Genomic DNA, 17,312 nt, shown 5'->3' on the forward strand with positions numbered 1-17,312 from the left:
GCTCAGCTCCGCCCGAACACCGCCGTCCGCTTCTCCTGGAAGGCGCTCACGCCCTCGTGGAAGTCCGCGGACGCCAGCAGCTCGAGCTGGCCGGCTCGTTCGCGGCCGAACGCGTTGTCGAGCTCGCCGAGGGTCGCGTCGTTGATCGCGTCCTTGGTGGAGCGGAAGGCCTCGACGGGGCCGGCGGCGAGCCGGGCGGCGAGCGCGTCGACGGCGGCGGCGAAACCGTCGTCGGGGTACACCTCGGCGATCAGGCCGGCCGCGAGGGCCTCGCTCGCGGGCAGCCGTTCGGCGAGCAGCGCCATCTTCAGCGCTCGGGCCCGACCGATCGACGCGGCGACGAGTGCCGTCGCGCCGCCGTCGGGCATGAGGCCGATGCGGGTGAAGGCGAGCAACAGGTAGGCCGACTCCGCCGCGACGGTGAGATCGCAGCCCAGTGCGAGGGACACACCGACACCGGCAGCGGGACCGTTGACGGCGCCGACGACCGGCCGCGGGAAAGCGCGGATCGCGGCGACGGTGCGGTTGGCAGCGTCGATGGTCTCGGCCGACGGCGGCGCGGACAGGTCCTTGCCGGCGAGGTCGGCACCGGTGCAGAACGCGCGGCCGGTACCGGTGAGGACCGCGACGCGCACGGCGTCGTCGCCGGCGTGCTTCTCGAAGGCGTCGGCGACGGCCTCGAGGGTGGCGGCGGTGACGGCGTTCATCCGGGCGGGCCGGTCGAGGGTGATACGCAGGATGCCGTCGTCGACGGTCACGTCGAGACCGATCGGGTCGATGGTCATGGGTCCTCCGGGGGTCGGGTGCTCGGGACGATCAGGGGCGCAGGTTCAGGGCGACCTTGCCGGTCGCGGTCCGGTCGGCGAGCGACCGCAGCGCCTCGGCGGCATGCGTCATGGGGTGGACGGTGGGCTCGGGGACCTGCAGGGCCCCGGAGCGCAGCAGCGGTTCGAGCTGCGCCCATTGGCGGGCGGTGTAGCCGGGGAAGGTGCGCACGTACTCGCCCCATCCGGCGCCGAGGACCGAGATGTTGTTGAGCAGCAGGCGGTTGACCTTGACGGTGGGGATCTCGCCGCCCGTGAAGCCGAGGACCACCAGGCGTCCGTTCGGTGCCAGGCTACGCAGGCTGTCGGTGAACCGGTCTCCGCCGACGGGGTCGAGGACGATGTCGACCCCGCGGCCGCCGGTGAGCTCGAGGACCCGGTCCTTGAAGCCGTCCGCGAGGACGGTGTGGGTGGCGCGGTTGGCCTTCGCGACCGCCGCCTTCTCCGCGGTGCTCACCACCGCGACGGTCTCGAGGCCGAGGGCGGCCGCGACGTGCAGGGCGGCGACGCCGACACCGCCCGCGGCGCCGTGCACGAGCACCGTGTCGCCGGCGCGGTACCGGGCGCGTTCGTCGAGCGCGAAGTGGACGGTGAGGTAGTTCATGAGGAACCCGGCGCCGGCGGTCAGGGACACCGAATCGGGAAGCGGGAACACCGATTCCGGGGACACCGCGACGGTCTGCTGCCACGCGCCGGCGGCGGCGAGCACGGCGACCCGCTGTCCCGGTGTCAGGCCGCTGTCCGCCGGTGCGGAGCGCACGACGCCGGCCCCTTCGACGCCGAGCACGCATGGCAGGGGGCGCACGACCTGGTAGCCGGCGGTGGTCTGCAACAGGTCCGGGAACGAGACTCCGGCGGCGTGGAGATCGACGAGGACGCTGCCGTGCGGGTCGGGTTCGGGCACGTCCACGAGCCGCACGCCCTCGGGTCCGGTTCTGTCGATCAACTGCACGGCCTGCATGGGCTCTCCTGCCGTCCTTGTGGCCGAGCGGGTTTCGGTGCTCCGCGGCCCGGTGATCGCGTACCGCTCATCCATACCAGAACGTCCTGATCGGACGCTAGCTAGACGAGACCATTGACCGATCGATCGGTCCGTGATAGTGATTTAGCGATCGATAAGTAGACCTGACCGTTTCCGACAGGAGCCCCATGGCCGAGGAGTCCACCGTCACCGAAGCTGCCGCGCTGTACGAGCGCCGCGGCAACGTCGCCGTCATCACGCTCAACCGCCCACGGGCGCTCAACGCCGTGAACGCGGCGCTCTCTACGGCGGTCGGCACGCTGCTCGAGCAGGCCGAGGCCGACGAGGAGGTGCGCGTGGTGGTCCTCACCGGCGCCGGCCGCGCGTTCTGCGCGGGCGCCGACCTCAAGGCCCTCGCCACCGGCGAGAGTCTCGCCGCCGAGGGACATCCCGAATGGGGCTTCGCCGGGTACGCCCAGCACTGGATCAGCAAGCCGACCATCGCCGCGGTCAACGGGTTCGCCCTCGGCGGCGGCACCGAGCTGGTGCTCGCGTCCGACCTCGCGGTCGTCGACGAGGACGCCGAACTCGGCCTGCCCGAGGTCAAGCGGGGCCTGTTCGCCGCCGCGGGCGGGGTCATCCGCCTGCAGCAGCAGATCCCGCGCAAGATCGCCCTCGAGATCGCGCTGACCGGCGAGCCGATCTCCGCCGCCCAGGGCAGGGAACTGGGCCTGGTCAACCGGGTCGCCCCCGCGGGAACCGCGCTCGAGGTGGCGCTGGGCCTCGCCGAGACGATCGCCGCGAACGCGCCGCTGTCGGTGCGCGAATCGAAGGCGATGATCCACCGCACCGCGCACGGCGACGACTGGGAGCCGGGGGTGTGGGAGGCCAACGACGCCGCGCTGCGGACGGTCTTCACCAGCGAGGACGCCAAGGAAGGCCCGACCGCGTTCGCGCAGAAGCGGCAGCCGGTCTGGACGGGTCGCTGACCCTCTGATCTCGGCCCGGGGTCTCGTCGATCCCTCCGGGACACCCGGGCCGCTCCAACCCCTCGAAAGGAATTCCTCATGACCAACGCTGTCATCGTCGACGTGGTCCGCACCGCGGTCGGCAAGGGCAAGCCCGGCGGCGCCCTGTCCGGCACCCACCCCGTCGAACTGCTCGCCCACGTCCTGCGGGAGATCACCGCGCGCAACGACCTCGACCCGGCGCTGGTCGACGACGTCATCGGCGGCTGCGTCAATCAGGCCGGCGAGCAGGCCCTCAACATCTCCCGCACCGCCCTGCTGTCGGCCGGCTTCCCCGAGTCGGTGCCGGCCACCACCATCGACCGCCAGTGCGGCTCGAGCCAGCAGGCCGCGCACTTCGCCGCGCAGGGCGTCATCGCCGGCGCCTACGACATCGTCATCGCGTGCGGTGTCGAGTCGATGAGCCGCGTGCCGATGGGCACCTCGTCGATGGGCCAGGACGCCTCCGGCCCGGGCATCGCCGCCCGCTACCCCGAGGGCCTGGTCAATCAGGGCATCTCCGCCGAACTGATCGCCGCGAAATGGAAGTTCGACCGCGAGGCGCTCGACACGTTCTCGGCGCAGTCGCACCAGCGGGCCGCCGAGGCGATCGCCGCCGGCTTCTTCGACAAGGAGATCGTCCCGATCACGGTCACCGATGCCGCCGGTGCGCAGGTCCGGCACACCGTCGACGAGACGGTGCGCGCCGCGACCACCGTCGAAGGCCTGGCCGGGCTGAAGCCGTCGTTCTACACCGAGGCGTACGCCCAGCGCTTCCCCGAGGCGCAGTGGCACATCACGCCGGGCAACTCGTCGCCGCTGTCCGACGGTGCCTCCGCGGCGCTGATCATGAGCGAGGAGGCCGCGGCCAAGCTGGGCCTGACGCCGCGGGCCCGGTTCCACTCGTTCGCCGTCGCCGGCGACGACCCGCTGTTCATGCTTACCGCGCCCATCCCGGCCACCCGCAAGATCCTCGCCAAGTCCGGGCTCAGCATCGACGACATCGACGCCTACGAGGTCAACGAGGCGTTCGCCCCGGTGCCGCTGATGTGGGCACACGAGTTCGGCGCCGACCCGGCCAAGCTCAACCCGCGCGGCGGCGCCATCGCCCTCGGCCACGCCCTCGGCTCGTCCGGCACCCGCCTGCTGACCACACTGGTGAACCATCTCGAGGCCACCGGCGGCCGCTACGGCCTGCAGACCATGTGCGAGGGTGCCGGCATGGCCAACGCCACCGTCATCGAACGCCTCTGAGACACAACAGAACCGAAGGGAAGAACATGATCGTCAACGACAGCGTCGCCGTCGTCACCGGGGGCGCCTCCGGCCTCGGCCTCGCGACCGTCGAGGCCCTGCTCGCCGACGGCGCCCAGGTCGTCATCATCGACCTGCCGTCCTCCAACGGCGAGACCATCGCCAAGGAACTCGGCGACCGCGTCCGCTTCGCCGCCGCCGACGTCACCGACGAGGCCGCCGTCACCGAGGCCCTCGACCTGGCCGAATCGCTCGGCCCGCTGCGGGTCGCGGTCAACTGCGCCGGCATCGGCAACGCCGTCAAGACCGTGAGCAAGAAGGGCGCTTTCCCGCTCGACGCGTTCAAGAAGGTCGTCGACGTCAACCTCTTCGGCACGTTCAACGTCATCCGCTTGGCCGCCGAGCGCATCGCGAAGACCGAGCCCGTCGACGGCGAGCGCGGCGTCATCATCAACACCGCCTCCGTCGCCGCGTTCGACGGTCAGATCGGGCAGGCCGCCTACTCCGCGTCCAAGGGCGGTGTCGTCGGCATGACCCTGCCGATCGCCCGCGACCTCGCGTCGCTGCTCATCCGCGTCGTCACCATCGCGCCGGGCCTGTTCAAGACCCCGCTGCTCGGGTCGCTGCCGGAGGAGGCACAGAAGTCCCTCGGTCAGCAGGTCCCGCATCCGGCCCGCCTCGGCGACCCGTCCGAGTACGGCGCCCTGGCCGCGCACATCGTCTCCAACCCCATGCTCAACGGCGAGGTCATCCGCCTCGACGGTGCCATCCGCATGGCCCCGCGCTGATCGTCGCACACGAGCAACATGTGAGAGGACGGGGTCGATGACTGCCCAGCCCGAACTCCGCCGGTTGGCGAACTGGCGGGAGTTCGAGGCGCTGCAGCTCGACCCCATCCTCGAGCATGCCCTGGACGCCTTCGGCGAGAACGGTTTCCACGGCACCAGCGTCCGGGATCTGGCCCGCCGGGTCGGGGTGACGGTACCCGCGCTGTACTACCACCACGAGAACAAGGAAGCCGTCCTCGTCGCGCTCCTCCACACCGCCGTACGTGATCTCACCGAGCGCGCCCTCGCGGCCGTCGCCGCGGGCGGCGACGACCCCGTGCGGCGCTTCACCCACTTCGTCGAGGCGATCGTGCTGAACTCGACCTACCGATCCCGGCAGTCCGCCCTCGACTCCGAATTGCGCCACGTGTCGCCGCAGAATCGCCGCCACTACGCCGCAACCCGCAAGCGTGTCGAGTTGATCGCCCTCGATCTCGTCGGCGAGGGCGTCGAACGCGGCGTGTTCGTCGTCGACGACATCGCCGAGGCGGTGCGGGCCCTGCTCGGCATGTGCCAGTCCATCGCCCGCTGGTATCGGATCGGCGGGCCCCTGACCCCTGACCAGGTCGCCGCACGCTACACCGTCATCGCGCTGCGCATCGTGGGGTGCCCGTCCGCGGCGGCGCGCACAGGGTGACTGCCGGGCCGCACCGCCCGCCCTGCACACCGAGACCGTGCACACCGAGACAGGGACATTCATGAAGCGCCACTTCTTCGACGCCGACCACGACGCGTACCGGGAGACGGTACGCGAGTTCCTCGCCCGCGAGGTCGAACCGAACTACGAACGCTGGGAGGACGAGCGGCTGATCGACCGCTCCGCCTGGATCGCCGCGGGCAAGGCGGGCGTCGTCGGCCTCGGCGTCCCCGAGGAGTACGGCGGGTCCGGCGTGACCGACTACCGGTTCCGCTGCGTCGTCGCCGAGGAGATCGCCCGCACCGGCACCACCTCCTTCGGCTCCGGCATGAGCCTGCAGGACGACATCGCCGTCCCCTACATCGCCGACCTCGGCACCGAGGAGCAGAAGCGCCGCTGGCTCCCCGGCATGGCCGCCGGCGAACTCATCGGGGCCATCGCCATGACCGAGCCCGGCACCGGGTCCGACCTGCAGGGGATCAAGACCACCGCGGTGCGCGACGGCGACGACTGGATCCTGACCGGGCAGAAGACGTTCATCACCAACGGAATCCATTCCGACCTGGTGATCGCCGTCGCCCGCACCGACCCGAAGGCCGGCGCCCGCGGCTTCTCCCTGCTCGTCGTCGAACGCGACATGCCGGGCTTTACCCGCGGCCGCAAACTGCACAAGGTGGGCCTGGCCGGCCAGGACACCGCCGAGCTGTCCTTCGACGCCGTACGGGTGCCGGCGGGCAACGTGCTCGGGACCGAGGGTCAGGGATTCGTCCACCTCATGGAACACCTTCCCCTCGAACGTATCTCCATCGCCGTCGGTGCCGTCGCCGCGGCCCGGGCGGCGTACGGGTGGACCAAGGACTACGTGTTCGAACGCACGGCATTCGGCAAGCCGATCGGCGACCTGCAGAACACCCGCTTCGCCCTCGCCGAGATGCTCACCGAGATCGAGGTGACCGGTTCGCACGTCGACCGGTGCGTGCTCGCACTGAACGCCGGGGAGCTGACCGCCGTCGACGCCGCCAAAGCCAAGTGGTGGGCCACCGAGCTGCAGAAGCGCGTCGTGGACCGGTGCGTGCAGTTGCACGGCGGCTACGGGTACATGATGGAGTACCCCATCGGGCGCGCCTACGTCGACACCCGCATCCAGACCATCTACGGTGGCACCACCGAGATCATGAAGGAGATCATCGGCCGGGACATCGCCGCCGAATACGCCTGATCCACGCCACCTTCGAAGGAGCGACACGATGTTCGATCTGTCCGGGAAGCGGGCACTGGTCACCGGCGGCTCGGCCGGCATCGGCCTGGGCATGGCGCGGGGACTCGCCGCCGCGGGCGCCGACGTCGCGCTGTGGGGCCGCGGCACCGACCGGCTCGCGAAGGCGGCGGCCGACCTCGAGGCGACCGGGGTCCGCGTGCTCACCCGATCGGTGGACGTGTCCGACGAAGCGGCCGTCCGCGACGGTGTCGCCGCGACGGTCGAGGAACTCGGCGGGCTGGACGTCGTCGTGGTCAACGCCGGAATCGGGGTGCCGCTCGCGCGGTTCGTCGACTCGAGCACCGAGGACTACCGGAAGGTGATGGCGGCCAACCTCGACGGCGCGTACTTCACCCTGCGGGAGACGGCCGGGGTGCTCGTCGGCCGGGGCACCGGCGGATCGATGATCGTCACGTCGAGCCTGGGTGCGATCCAGGGCGCCGGACGCAATCAGGCGTACGCCGCCACCAAGGCCGGGGTCCTGGCGCTGGCCAACGGCTGCGCGGTGGAACTCGCCCGGCACCGCATCCGCGTCAACAGCGTGCTGCCCGGCTGGATCGCCACCGACATGACCGGGCCGCTGCAGGACTCGGAGACGTTCGAGTCCCACGTGATCTCGCGAGTACCGTTGGGCCGGTGGGGAACTCCCGAGGACTTCGCCGGCATCGCCGTGTACCTTGCGAGTGACGCTTCCGCGTTCCAGACCGGATCGTCCACCCTGATCGACGGCGGATACTCGATCTTCTGAGCCGCCGGAAATGTTGTCCAGCAAGAATCGTCCACGAGGAGGAACTATGGCACTGACCGCATTCCTGGAGCTCGAGTTCAAGCCCGAGACGCTCGGGGAGGGCCGCGCACTGATGGACCGGGTTCTGAAGGAGACCCGCGCGTTCGACGGGTGCCTCGGCATCGAGGTGCTCGCCGACCGGTCGAACGAGGCGCACTGGGTCGTCGTGGAGAAGTGGGAGTCCGAACAGCACGACGCCGCCTACCGCGAGTTCCGGGCCGGGCCCGGCGCCATCACCGAGCTCGGCCCGCTGCTCGCCGGCGCGCCGAAGCTGACCTACTTCGACGAGGTCTGACCGGCAGGGGGTGGGCAGATTCCGCCCTGGGGTGCCTGGGCACGGGTGACGCCGTGGTCGACGATCGGTATGTCGGATCGACGCCCGCCCACCCGGTCCCGGGGACGGCGGAACCCCCAGGAAAGGCGGACGCCATGAACGTCGAAGAGATGGCCCGGACCCTGCTCACCCTCGATGACGAAGCGGCGCTGCGCAGCGTCGCGGCGATCGAGGACGCCACCTTCGCCGCGTATGCGAGCGACTACGTCGAAGCCATGACCCGGCCCGGCTGCAAGGGGTGTCACGGCGGCTGATCGACGGACGTGCAACGGCCGGAGTACCACGGTGCTCCGGCCGTCCCGTCCCCTCGACCGCCACCGGAGGAACCCCCATGACCGCTGCGCTGCCGCTGCTGCTGCGCCCGCACCCCCACGTCACGACGGCCTCGGCCGAATCCCTGGACTTCCAGGCCCGCGTCGGACATCCCACGGCGCCGGATCCCGCGCCGTGCGTCCTCGTCCTCACCCGGGCCGCCGACCGCGAGGTCGACGCTCTGTCACTGTGGCTCGCCGCGCGCGGCACCGCGCTGGTGCGTCTGGACAGCGACCGCTGCGCCGGCACCGACGTGCAGTGGGACCCGCTCGACGGCCTGCTCGTCCGTGACGGCCGGACGTTCCGGCCCCGGGTGTGCTGGTCGCGGTACTTCGACGTGGACGCCCTGCACAGCGGGCACACCGCACCCGACGTGACACTGCACGTGCGGGACCAGTGGCAGGCGTTCGTCACCGCCCTGGCAGCGCACGAAGGGGTGCGCACGCTCAATCCCGCCGCGCGGCCCGGAACCCCCGATCGGCTCACCCAGCTCGCTGCCGCGCGCGCGGCCGGGCTGCGCGTCCCCGCGACCCTCGTGACGACACGGCTCGACGTCGCGGCCCGGGCCCTCCCGGGCGACGGCGACCTGCTGGTCAAGAGCCTCGGCCGGCACTGCGTCGAACCACGGCCCGGCCGTCTGCGCGGCATCTACCCACAGCGCGTCCCCCGCACGGCACTCGACGGTCGACAGGACACGGGTGCACCCGTGCTCGTGCAGGAGTACGTGGCGGCCGACCGGGAGCTGCGCATCCACGCCGTCGGCGGAACCCTGATCGGGTACGCCGTCACGCGGCCCACCCCGGAGTCGTTGTGGACCCGGCCGGAGTCGATCACCGTGCGGCGCTGTGCCATTCCGTCCGGCATCGACGAAGCGGTGCGGGGGCTCCTCGACCGGTTCCGGCTCGACCTCGCCGCCGTCGACCTGCTCGACACGCCCACCGGCCCGGTGTTCCTCGAGGTCAATCCCGAATTCGACTGGCGCTGGGCCGAACACGGCGCCGGTGACTCCGACACCACGAACGCGGTGCGCGCTCTGATCGCCGCCGCCGTCCCCGCACACCGAGGAGAGAACCGATGACCCGTGTCGCCGTCGCCGAGTACGCGGTGCTGTTCTGGCGCAACGGCACGTTGGTGTGGGACGACTACCTGCACCACCGGCAGTTCGCCCTCACCCCCGACAGCGAGCGGGTCCTGCGCTGGTTCGCGTCGTGGCGCGAACTCGACAGCATCTCCGAGCTGGGGGAGTTACCCCTCGGAATCGCTCACCGGCTGCTCGAGGCGCAGGTGCTCGTCGCCGAGGGTTCGGCCGAGCACGCCGAGCAGGAGCAGATGCTCGTCGAATGGGGCACGTGGGGCCCGTCGGCCCGTTACCTGCATTTCGCGGCCCGCACCGGCTCGGACGTCCGGTTCGCGGACGTAGTCGACGACGAACTGCGGTCGGCTGCCAAAGCGAGCGAGCAGCCGGCGCCCGCAGCCGCCAAGTCCTATCCGCAGCACCCGATGATTCCCGTACCCGGCGATCGGCCGGACTCGTCGGGATGGCAGCGTCCGGGCCTCGTCGAGGCCCTGTTCGAGCGCCGTTCGGTCCGGCAGTTCACCGCAGATCCCGTGTCTCTCGACGCCGTGGGCACCGTCGCGCGCGTCGCGGCGGGGCCCGTCACGGTGATCGACCATCCGCAGGTCGGGCAGGTGCTGCTGAAGACCAGCCCGTCCGCCGGTGCCCGCACCCCCCTCGAGCTGTATCTCTACGCGAACCGCGTCGACGGACTCGAGCCGGGGTTCTTCCACTACGCGCCGATGCGCGGTGGGCTGGAACGGATCGGGCAGAGCGTGCCCCGGTCCGTGCTGGACGCGGCGCTCGGCGAGCAGCCGTGGCTGTCGGACTGCCCGGCGCTGCTCATCTACACGGCGGTACCGGCCCGGACCCGGTGGCGGTACGAACATTCGCGCGCCTACCGCGACATCCTCGTCGAGCTCGGCCACGTCAGTCAGACCGTCCTGCTCACCGCCACCGCGCTCGGACTCGGTGCGGTGACGGCGACGGCGATGCGCGACCGCGAGCTCGAAGACCTGCTCGGCTGCGACCCCACCGCCGAACCGGTCCTGGCGGTCACGGCGCTCGGGCACCCTGCCGCCGGACTCGGGTGAAGTCCGGTGTCCGGTGCGCTCCGCAATCCCGACTTCGCGCGGCTGTGCGCCGGGCAGGCGGTCGCGCAGCTCGGCAGCCGCGGCTACGGCGTCGCGATCATGCTGTGGGTGCTCGCGGTCAGCGGGTCGGCCGCGACGGTCGGTCTGGTCTCCACCGTGACGATGGGTGCCTTCACGGCCGCCACGGTGCCCGCCGGCTGGATCGTCGACCGCTTCGATCGCCGCCGCGTCATGCTCACCGTCGACGCCTGCTCGGCCACCGCCGCCGCGGTGCTGGCGTTCTGCGCGTGGCGCGGCGCGTTCGACCCGGTGCCCGTCCTCGCCGCCGTGTCGGTGCTCGGGGCGGGGTGGGCGGTGCGCGGCCTCGCCGAGGACGCGGCGGTGCCGCAGGTGGTCGAACGCGAGCAGATCGGCACGGCGTACGGGCTTTTCGAGGCACGGGGGTATGCGACGGGCGTGGCCGGACCGCCGCTCGCGGCCACCCTCTACGGCCTCGGCGCCGCGCTGCCCTTCGCGGGACATGCCGTGTCGTTCGTGGTGGCGGGGGCCGCCGCGGCCCGGGTCCGCACCCCGCTGCAGGCGCCTCGCGGCCCCGGCCCGGTCGCGGAGCGGCCGTGGGCGTCGATCCGGGAAGGGTTGCGGTGGTTCGCATCCCACCGGTTCGTCCGTACCACCGCGGCGCTGACGGCCGTCGCCGAGTTCGTGGTCAACGGCTGTGGGCTGGTGGTGGTCGTGCTCCTGGCCGGCAGCGGTGCGCCGTCCTCGACGGTGGGGATCGTGCTCGCCGGCGCGTACGGCGGGGGCATGCTCGGAGCCCTGGCGGTGCCGCGGCTCCGGCGCCGGATCCCGGCGCACCGTCTGCTCGTGCTCTCGGCGGCCCTCGGGGTTCTGGCGGTCCTCGCGGCGGCCACGGGGTCGCCGTTCGTCGCCGCCGCCGGTTACGCGGCCCTGCTGGCGGTGACCCCGTCGTGGTCGGTGGTGGTGACCGCTCGCTGTGCCGAACTGGTACCCGACGCGGTGCGGGGCCGGGTCGGCGCGGCCACCGGCCTGGTCACGTCGCTGCCGGCGATGTTCGCGCCGCTGACGGTGGGCGTGCTGACGACGGCCCTCGGCGCGGCGAGCACCGCGTGGATGCTCGCCGCCCTCCTCGGTGGGGTGGCCGTGGCGGCCGCCGTCAGCCGGACGGTGCGCCTACAGGCCGGCGAGCCGCTCGCGCGCCGCGCGGTACTCGGTGGCGAGCCGGTCGACGAGTTCGGCAGCGGGTACGACGGCGTCGACCGCGCCGATGCCCTGTCCTGAACCCCAGATGTCGCGCCAGGCCTTCGCCTTCGCTCCGGTTCCGGAGGTCTCCCCGGTGCCGAAGTCCATGGCCGACGGATCCGACACGGCGAGGTTGTTCGGGTCGAGACCCGCGGCTTCGATGCTGCCCCGCAGGTAGTTGCCGTGCACGCCGGTGAACAGGTTCGAGTAGACGATGTCCGCGGCGGTCGAGTCGACGATCATGTCCTTGTAGCGGTCGTCGGCGTTGGCCTCTTCGGTGGCAATGAACGCCGACCCGACGTAGGCGAGATCGGCGCCGGCGGCCTGCGCGGCGAGGATCGAGCGGCCGTGCGCGATCGAGCCCGACAGCAGCAGCGGGCCGTCGAACCACTCGCGGATCTCCTGGACCAGCGCGAACGGGGACTGGGCGCCGGCGTGCCCGCCGGCGCCGGCGGCGACGGCGATGAGCCCGTCGGCGCCCTTGTCGATCGCCTTGCGCGCGAAGGTGTTGTTGATGACGTCGTGCAGGACGATGCCGCCGTAGGAGTGGATGGCGTCGTTGACGTCGGTGCGGGCGCCGAGGGAGGTGATGACGACCGGGACCTCGAATTCGACGATGGTGGCGAGGTCTTCCTCGAGGCGGTCGTTGGAGCGGTGCACGATGAGGTTGACCGCATAGGGCGCGGACGGCGCCTCGGGGTGGTTGGCGTCGTGCTTGGCCAGGGCCTCGGTGATGCGGGTGAGCCACTCGCGCAGCATCGCCTGGGGACGGGCGTTGAGAGAGGGGAACGAGCCGACGACGCCGGAGGTGCACTGGGCGATCACCAGGTCCGGGCCGGAGACGATGAACATCGGCGACGCCACCACGGGCAGGCGCAGCCGGTCTTGCAGGATCGGGGGCAGGGCCATGCGGAACTCCTTGTGCTGTGCGGTCTTACGGTGCTTTTTCGGAGGCGGTGCTTTTTGAGACGGTGCGGTCTTGCAGGCGGTGCGGTCGTACGGTGCGGCCTTACGATTGCCCGAGCTGGGCGGCCATGAGCGGCATCAGGGCGTGCAGGCCCTTGACCGGCCGGATCATCACCTTGAACGAGGTGATCTGCCCGGCGTCGTTCCAGTGCATCATGTCGATGCCGTCGACGTGGATGCCGTCGAGGTCGGCGGTGAACTCGAGCACCGCCGACCCGGCGGAGTACCACTCGCCGACGTACCGGAAGTCCCGCCCGGTGAACACGGCGAGCGCGGCCCGCAGGTAGGCGAGAGTCAGGGCTTTGCCCTCCTGTTGCGTGAACACCGCGGGGGAGTAGAAGACGGCGTCGTCGGCGATCAGATCGTCCAGGGCTGCCTCGTCACCGTGCTCGACGATGTGGTGCCAGCGTTCGACGACGTCGGGTCGGACGTGGGTCGGCATGCGGATCCCCTCTCGGTTCGTCGCCCCCGAGCGTAGGGGCCTCCGACCTAAACAGTCAATGGTGACCGTTCAGGGATGGAACGGCGGCGTCGGCAGGTCGTCGCCGAACAGGTCGGGCAGATCGCTCGACACCCGGTCCGGGAACGACGCGGGGCGCTTCTCGAGGAAGGACGAGATGCCTTCCCGGGCGTCGGGGCCCGTGCCGCGGATGTTGATGCCGCGAGTCTCGATGCGGTGCGCGATCATCGGGTGCTCCGCGCCGAGCGTGCGCCACATCATCTGCCGTGACAACGCCACCGAGACCGGCGCCGAGTGTTCGGTGAGGCTGCGGGCCAGCGCACGGGCCCGATCGAGCAGATCGGCTGCGGGATGGAGCGCGTAGACGAGCCCGGCCGCGTGGGCCTCGGTCGCGTCGAAGATCCGTCCCGAGTACACCCAGTCCAGGGCGGTCTGCAATGGAACCAGGCGGGGCAGGAACCAGGTGGAGCACGACTCGGGGACGAGGCCGCGGCGGTTGAAGACGAAGCCGATGCGGGCGTCGTCGGCAGCGAGGCGGAAGTCCGCCGCGAGCGTCATGGTGATGCCGACGCCGACGGCCGGGCCGTTGATCGCCGCGATGATCGGCTTGCGGCACTCGAACATGCGCAGGACGACGCGACCACCGCCGTCGCGCCGGACGTCGTCGGCACCCGGTTCGTCGAGCCGCTGCGCGAATGTGTCGGCGCCCGCGGAGAGATCTGCACCGGCGCAGAAGGCGCGTCCGGCGCCGGTGATCACGACGGCGCGTACGGAATCGTCGGCGTCGCAGCGGTCGTAGGCCTCGATCAGCTCGTGCTCCATCGTGGTGGTGAAGGCGTTGAGCTGGTCGGGGCGGTCGAGGGTGATGGTGGCGATGCCGTCGGCGACGGACAGGGCGATGTGTTCCACGTCGGTCAGCATGACAGGTTTACTGAGCGATCGGTAGGTGTCCCGGTCGCGCGCAAAGCGCGGCGCCCCCGTCGCGAGTCGGTGACGGGGGCGCAGGCGTGACGTGCAGGGGCTATCCGCGGGTCACGCGGCCGCGGCGGAACTCCTTGCCGCCCCAGATGCCGGACTGCCGGGTCTCGCCGGCGTAGGCGGCGCATGCGGCGACGAGCGGGCAGCGGGCGCACACCCGGCGGGCGTAGTCGAACGACTCCGACGGGTCCGGGAACCAGGCGTCCGGCGTCGCGTCGCCGCGGCACGCGGCCAGGTCCCAGTCCGGCGTGGTGTCCGACGGGGCGAGCAGGTCGGTGAGCATCGTAGTCACGGGCAGGTCCTCCTTCCGAGGATGGAATGCGGGTTCGGTCGGGGCGGCGCAGTGCCCCGGCATGAAGTCGTGGCAGAACGAAACGCGTTGTGGCGCAGAACGGTGTCGAGGAACGGATGGATGCGGAGGCGGCGGTCAGCAGGTGCCGGGTCGCGTCGTCGGCGAACCCGCCTGCCGGGGTCCCGCTGGGGGAAGGACGCACGCGACGGGATGTCGCATCGGCTGCGGCGCCGGTCGTTCCGGCGGGGCAGCCGGTGGCGCTGTGCGCATCGCGTGTCTCCTTCCATGTCGTGGTCGTCGTCGATCGGTCGAGTCCAACGCCCCCCGCCGCCCGGGTTCTTCCCCTCGGTGCGAGAACAGTGACGGGTACCTCACGGCCCGGGTTCCGCTACATAGGTTTCGGCTATGGGTCGATCTCCCGTTCGGACTTTGTCCCGGGCGCCGGTCCGGTGATCGACTCGACGGGACGCTCCGGCGGCGCCGCGGGTGCGGCCGGAACCCCCGCGACGAGGAGACGCCACGTGAGCGCTGTACTGACCGAGTTCGGCGACGGCATCGCCGTCATGACCATCAACCGGCCCGAGGCGCGCAATGCCGTCGATCTCGAGGTCGCCAAGGCGCTCGCTGCCGCCGTCGACGAGTTCGAGGCGCGGCCGGACCTGGTCGTCGGGATCGTCACCGGCGCCGGCGGCACCTTCTGCGCCGGCATGGACCTCAAGGCGTTCACCCGGGGCGAGCGGCCGTCGCTGCCCGGCCGGGGATTCGCCGGGCTCACCGAGCGTCCGCCGACGAAGCCGCTGATCGCCGCGGTCGAGGGCTGGGCTCTCGCCGGCGGATGCGAACTCGCGCTCTCGGCGGACCTCGTCGTCGCTGCCCGGGGCGCTAAATTCGGGCTGCCCGAGGTCAAGCGCGGACTCGTCGCGGCAGCCGGCGGCCTGCTGCGCCTGCCCAAGGTGCTGCCGTACCAGCTCGCCATGGAGATCGTGCTGACCGGCGACCCGCTCACCGCCGAGGTGGCGCACGCGCACGGTCTGGTCAACACCCTCACCGAGCCGGGTGCGGCGCTGGACGGGGCGCGGGCGCTCGCCGCCCGCATCAGCGGCAACGGGCCGCTCGCCGTCCGGGCGTCCAAGCAGATCATGTCCTCGGCGGTGCAGTACACCGATGCGGAGGCGTTCGCGTCGCAGCGGGCGCTCGTCGAGCCCGTGTTCGCCTCCGCGGACGCGCAGGAAGGCGCCCGCGCGTTCGCCGAGAAGCGCGCGCCGGTATGGCGCGCGGAGTAGAGAACTCCTGGAAACCGCTACGAGCCGAGGACCGAGTTCTCGGCCTCGAGCTCGGTCAGTGCTCCCTGGCACTTCAGGTCTGGTCTTCGAGCACCTCGAGTGAGGCGACGAGTCGGGTGCCGTTGGGGCGCACGGTGGCCGCGAAGGGTGCGGCCCTGGTGTTCTCGTAGACGACGATCGCCGCCGAGCACCCGAGGGCCGCACCGGTCTCACCGAGGTCGGTGTCGTCGAGCATGCAGGTGGCCGCCCCGGCGAAGAGGATCACGTCGATGTCGTCCTCGAGCCGATCTCGGAGACGTCGATCCCGCCCAGGGAGGCGTCGGTGTCCTTGCGGACGAAGGCGAGGTCCGGCACCGCGATGATCCCGCGCGCGACGAGGCCGTCCGGCAGCGGCAGGGCCGAGCCGTCGGTCTGCGGTAACTCGACGACGAGATCGTCGACAGGACCCAGGATGTCGGCATCGCTGATGGGATTCCTCTTTCCGCTGTGCCGGGAACGGGTGGCCGGGCCGTGTCCGGCTGTGTCGAGGCGGTGACTGGAGCGCACGACCGGCAGTGGCGTTGTTCTCCGCTCGGCCGCGGACGACTCGCCCTTCGGTCGATGTGGTGACCGAAGACCTTTCGGATCCCTCCCGCGCAGCCATGCGGTCGGGATCGCACGAAGATCGTCAACTCAATGCGGGGTGGCCGGTGACGCGCGCACAATACCGTACGTCGGGCCGGAGCGAAGGGAAGGCGATTGGCATGTCCCAGGACACGAGTGTCAAACAGGGTGTGGCGGCCGGTACGTCCATCGGCGCCGCGATCATCCTCACCACGATCGGTATCCTCCAGATCTTCCAGGGGATCGCCGCCGTAGCCGAGGACGAGTTGTTCGTCGTCGGGATCGAGTACACGTACAAGTTCGACTTCACCACCTGGGGATGGATCCACATCGTGCTCGGTGCGGTGATCACGCTCGTCGGTCTTGTCCTCTTCACCGGCGCGACCTGGGCGAGGGTTGCGGCCATCGTGCTTGCGGCACTGTCGATTCTTGCGAACTTCATGTGGCTGCCCTACTACCCGTGGTGGTCGATACTGATCATCGCGCTCGATGTGGTCGTCATCTGGGCGGTGTCGACGTGGAACCCGCGTCGGGACTCCTACTGACGGCTTCGCCGGCAGGCCGGGACGTCGCCGATGACCGACGGTGACGCCCCGTCCGGCCTGCCCGACGTAGGAGGCCGACGGCTGCTCTGGCTGGCGGTGCTGCGGCCGCTGCTCACCACGGTGTTGCTGGTGATCGCGTACTTCGTGCTGCCGCTCGAGGACATCGACGATGTCTCCACCCTGGCGTTGCTGATCGGCGGGACCCTCCTGGTGTGCGCAGTGTGCGCCTGGCAGATCCGGCAGGTGCTGCGGTCCCCGTACCCGGCCGTGCAGGCGATCGAGGCGCTGCTGCTGTCGGTCGCCGTCTACCTCGTCGGGTACTCGACGGTGTATCACGTCCTGTCCTACAACTATCCGGAAGCGTTCGACGAGCCGCTCTCGCGGATCGACGCGCTGTACTTCTGCATGACCGTCTTCGCGACGGTGGGCTTCGGCGACATCGTCGCGACCACCGAGGCCGCGCGGGCGCTCGTCACGGCGCAGATGGTCGGCAACCTCGTCCTCCTCGCGCTCGGCATCCGGTTCCTGACCGCGGCCGTGAAGTGGCGCCAGCAGCAGAAGAAGACGTGAGAGGAA

Annotated in this window: 20 protein-coding genes and 1 pseudogene; 14 read left to right on the top strand and 7 right to left on the bottom strand. The window is 71.1% G+C overall.

Annotated features, from left to right (window positions below):
* Window positions 1-2: 2 nt before the first annotated feature.
* Both QNA09_RS25120 and QNA09_RS25125 read right to left on the bottom strand, forming a co-directional pair.
* Window positions 3-785 carry an enoyl-CoA hydratase gene (locus tag QNA09_RS25120; protein WP_017681564.1) on the bottom strand — a complete coding sequence of 261 codons (783 nt, stop codon included), beginning with the start codon at window positions 783-785 and terminating at the stop codon, window positions 3-5.
* A 31-nt stretch (window positions 786-816) separates the two neighbouring features.
* Window positions 817-1,785 (bottom strand): NADPH:quinone oxidoreductase family protein, encoded by a 969-nt coding sequence (locus tag QNA09_RS25125; protein WP_119699297.1) that lies wholly within the window; start codon window positions 1,783-1,785, stop codon window positions 817-819.
* Window positions 1,786-1,973: 188 nt separating this feature from the next.
* Here QNA09_RS25125 and QNA09_RS25130 point away from each other — a divergent pair, with 188 nt between their 5' ends.
* The 11 genes from QNA09_RS25130 to QNA09_RS25180 all read left to right on the top strand — a co-directional run bounded on the left by QNA09_RS25130 (window position 1,974) and on the right by QNA09_RS25180 (window position 11,648).
* Window positions 1,974-2,774, top strand: coding sequence for a crotonase/enoyl-CoA hydratase family protein (locus QNA09_RS25130; RefSeq protein WP_010595986.1), 801 nt, complete (start codon window positions 1,974-1,976; stop codon window positions 2,772-2,774).
* A 78-nt stretch (window positions 2,775-2,852) separates the two neighbouring features.
* Entirely contained in the window at window positions 2,853-4,046 is a 1,194-nt protein-coding gene (locus tag QNA09_RS25135) for a thiolase family protein (protein WP_010595987.1), read from the top strand.
* Between the two features lie 26 nt (window positions 4,047-4,072).
* Window positions 4,073-4,834: a 3-hydroxyacyl-CoA dehydrogenase gene (locus tag QNA09_RS25140; RefSeq protein ID WP_010595988.1), complete on the top strand. Its 762-nt coding sequence runs from the start codon at window positions 4,073-4,075 to the stop codon at window positions 4,832-4,834.
* Between the two features lie 37 nt (window positions 4,835-4,871).
* Entirely contained in the window at window positions 4,872-5,510 is a 639-nt protein-coding gene (locus QNA09_RS25145; RefSeq protein ID WP_124258904.1) for a TetR/AcrR family transcriptional regulator, read from the top strand.
* Between the two features lie 61 nt (window positions 5,511-5,571).
* A complete protein-coding gene (locus tag QNA09_RS25150; protein WP_203011340.1) occupies window positions 5,572-6,729 on the top strand; it encodes an acyl-CoA dehydrogenase family protein in 1,158 nt (385 codons plus the stop codon).
* A 28-nt stretch (window positions 6,730-6,757) separates the two neighbouring features.
* Complete coding sequence (locus QNA09_RS25155; protein ID WP_119699298.1) at window positions 6,758-7,516, top strand: SDR family NAD(P)-dependent oxidoreductase; 759 nt, start codon at window positions 6,758-6,760, stop codon at window positions 7,514-7,516.
* A 46-nt stretch (window positions 7,517-7,562) separates the two neighbouring features.
* Window positions 7,563-7,850: a putative quinol monooxygenase gene (locus QNA09_RS25160; protein WP_010595992.1), complete on the top strand. Its 288-nt coding sequence runs from the start codon at window positions 7,563-7,565 to the stop codon at window positions 7,848-7,850.
* A gap of 134 nt (window positions 7,851-7,984) precedes the next feature.
* Window positions 7,985-8,143 carry a hypothetical protein gene (locus tag QNA09_RS25165; RefSeq protein ID WP_010595993.1) on the top strand — a complete coding sequence of 53 codons (159 nt, stop codon included), beginning with the start codon at window positions 7,985-7,987 and terminating at the stop codon, window positions 8,141-8,143.
* Window positions 8,144-8,220: 77 nt separating this feature from the next.
* A complete protein-coding gene (locus QNA09_RS25170) occupies window positions 8,221-9,279 on the top strand; it encodes a RimK family alpha-L-glutamate ligase (protein ID WP_010595994.1) in 1,059 nt (352 codons plus the stop codon).
* Window positions 9,276-10,349: a SagB/ThcOx family dehydrogenase gene (locus QNA09_RS25175; protein WP_040271429.1), complete on the top strand. Its 1,074-nt coding sequence runs from the start codon at window positions 9,276-9,278 to the stop codon at window positions 10,347-10,349. The genes QNA09_RS25170 and QNA09_RS25175 overlap by 4 nt, the downstream gene beginning before the upstream one ends.
* A 6-nt stretch (window positions 10,350-10,355) precedes the next feature.
* The gene (locus tag QNA09_RS25180) at window positions 10,356-11,648 is read left to right on the top strand and encodes an MFS transporter (protein WP_203011341.1); all 1,293 of its coding nucleotides are present in this window, start codon (window positions 10,356-10,358) and stop codon (window positions 11,646-11,648) included.
* Here the strand turns inward: QNA09_RS25180 and QNA09_RS25185 are convergent.
* From QNA09_RS25185 to QNA09_RS25200, 4 genes are all read right to left on the bottom strand, one after another.
* Window positions 11,541-12,518: a nitronate monooxygenase family protein gene (locus QNA09_RS25185; protein ID WP_203011342.1), complete on the bottom strand. Its 978-nt coding sequence runs from the start codon at window positions 12,516-12,518 to the stop codon at window positions 11,541-11,543. The two genes, QNA09_RS25180 and QNA09_RS25185, sit on opposite strands and share 108 nt — an antisense overlap.
* A 100-nt stretch (window positions 12,519-12,618) precedes the next feature.
* Window positions 12,619-13,017, bottom strand: a complete 399-nt coding sequence (locus tag QNA09_RS25190; RefSeq protein WP_203011343.1) for a nuclear transport factor 2 family protein — start codon at window positions 13,015-13,017, stop codon at window positions 12,619-12,621.
* Between the two features lie 69 nt (window positions 13,018-13,086).
* On the bottom strand, window positions 13,087-13,944 hold the full coding sequence (locus QNA09_RS25195; protein ID WP_193788770.1) for a crotonase/enoyl-CoA hydratase family protein: 858 nt from the start codon (window positions 13,942-13,944) through the stop codon (window positions 13,087-13,089).
* A 112-nt stretch (window positions 13,945-14,056) separates the two neighbouring features.
* The gene (locus QNA09_RS25200) at window positions 14,057-14,305 is read right to left on the bottom strand and encodes a WhiB family transcriptional regulator (RefSeq protein ID WP_017681556.1); all 249 of its coding nucleotides are present in this window, start codon (window positions 14,303-14,305) and stop codon (window positions 14,057-14,059) included.
* Window positions 14,306-14,826: 521 nt separating this feature from the next.
* Between QNA09_RS25200 and QNA09_RS25205 the strand changes: the two genes are divergently transcribed.
* Complete coding sequence (locus QNA09_RS25205; RefSeq protein WP_010596001.1) at window positions 14,827-15,588, top strand: crotonase/enoyl-CoA hydratase family protein; 762 nt, start codon at window positions 14,827-14,829, stop codon at window positions 15,586-15,588.
* A 73-nt stretch (window positions 15,589-15,661) separates the two neighbouring features.
* Here the strand turns inward: QNA09_RS25205 and QNA09_RS25210 are convergent.
* Window positions 15,662-16,056: pseudogene (locus QNA09_RS25210) on the bottom strand (DUF1269 domain-containing protein).
* A 275-nt stretch (window positions 16,057-16,331) separates the two neighbouring features.
* Here QNA09_RS25210 and QNA09_RS25215 point away from each other — a divergent pair.
* Both QNA09_RS25215 and QNA09_RS25220 read left to right on the top strand, forming a co-directional pair.
* Entirely contained in the window at window positions 16,332-16,736 is a 405-nt protein-coding gene (locus QNA09_RS25215; RefSeq protein WP_003939434.1) for a hypothetical protein, read from the top strand.
* A gap of 30 nt (window positions 16,737-16,766) precedes the next feature.
* Window positions 16,767-17,306, top strand: a complete 540-nt coding sequence (locus tag QNA09_RS25220; RefSeq protein ID WP_308072140.1) for a potassium channel family protein — start codon at window positions 16,767-16,769, stop codon at window positions 17,304-17,306.
* The last annotated feature ends 6 nt before the right edge of the window (window positions 17,307-17,312 follow it).

This window comes from Rhodococcus sp. AH-ZY2 (genome assembly GCF_030916465.1).
Taxonomy (GTDB): Bacteria; Actinomycetota; Actinomycetes; order Mycobacteriales; family Mycobacteriaceae; genus Rhodococcus; species Rhodococcus ruber.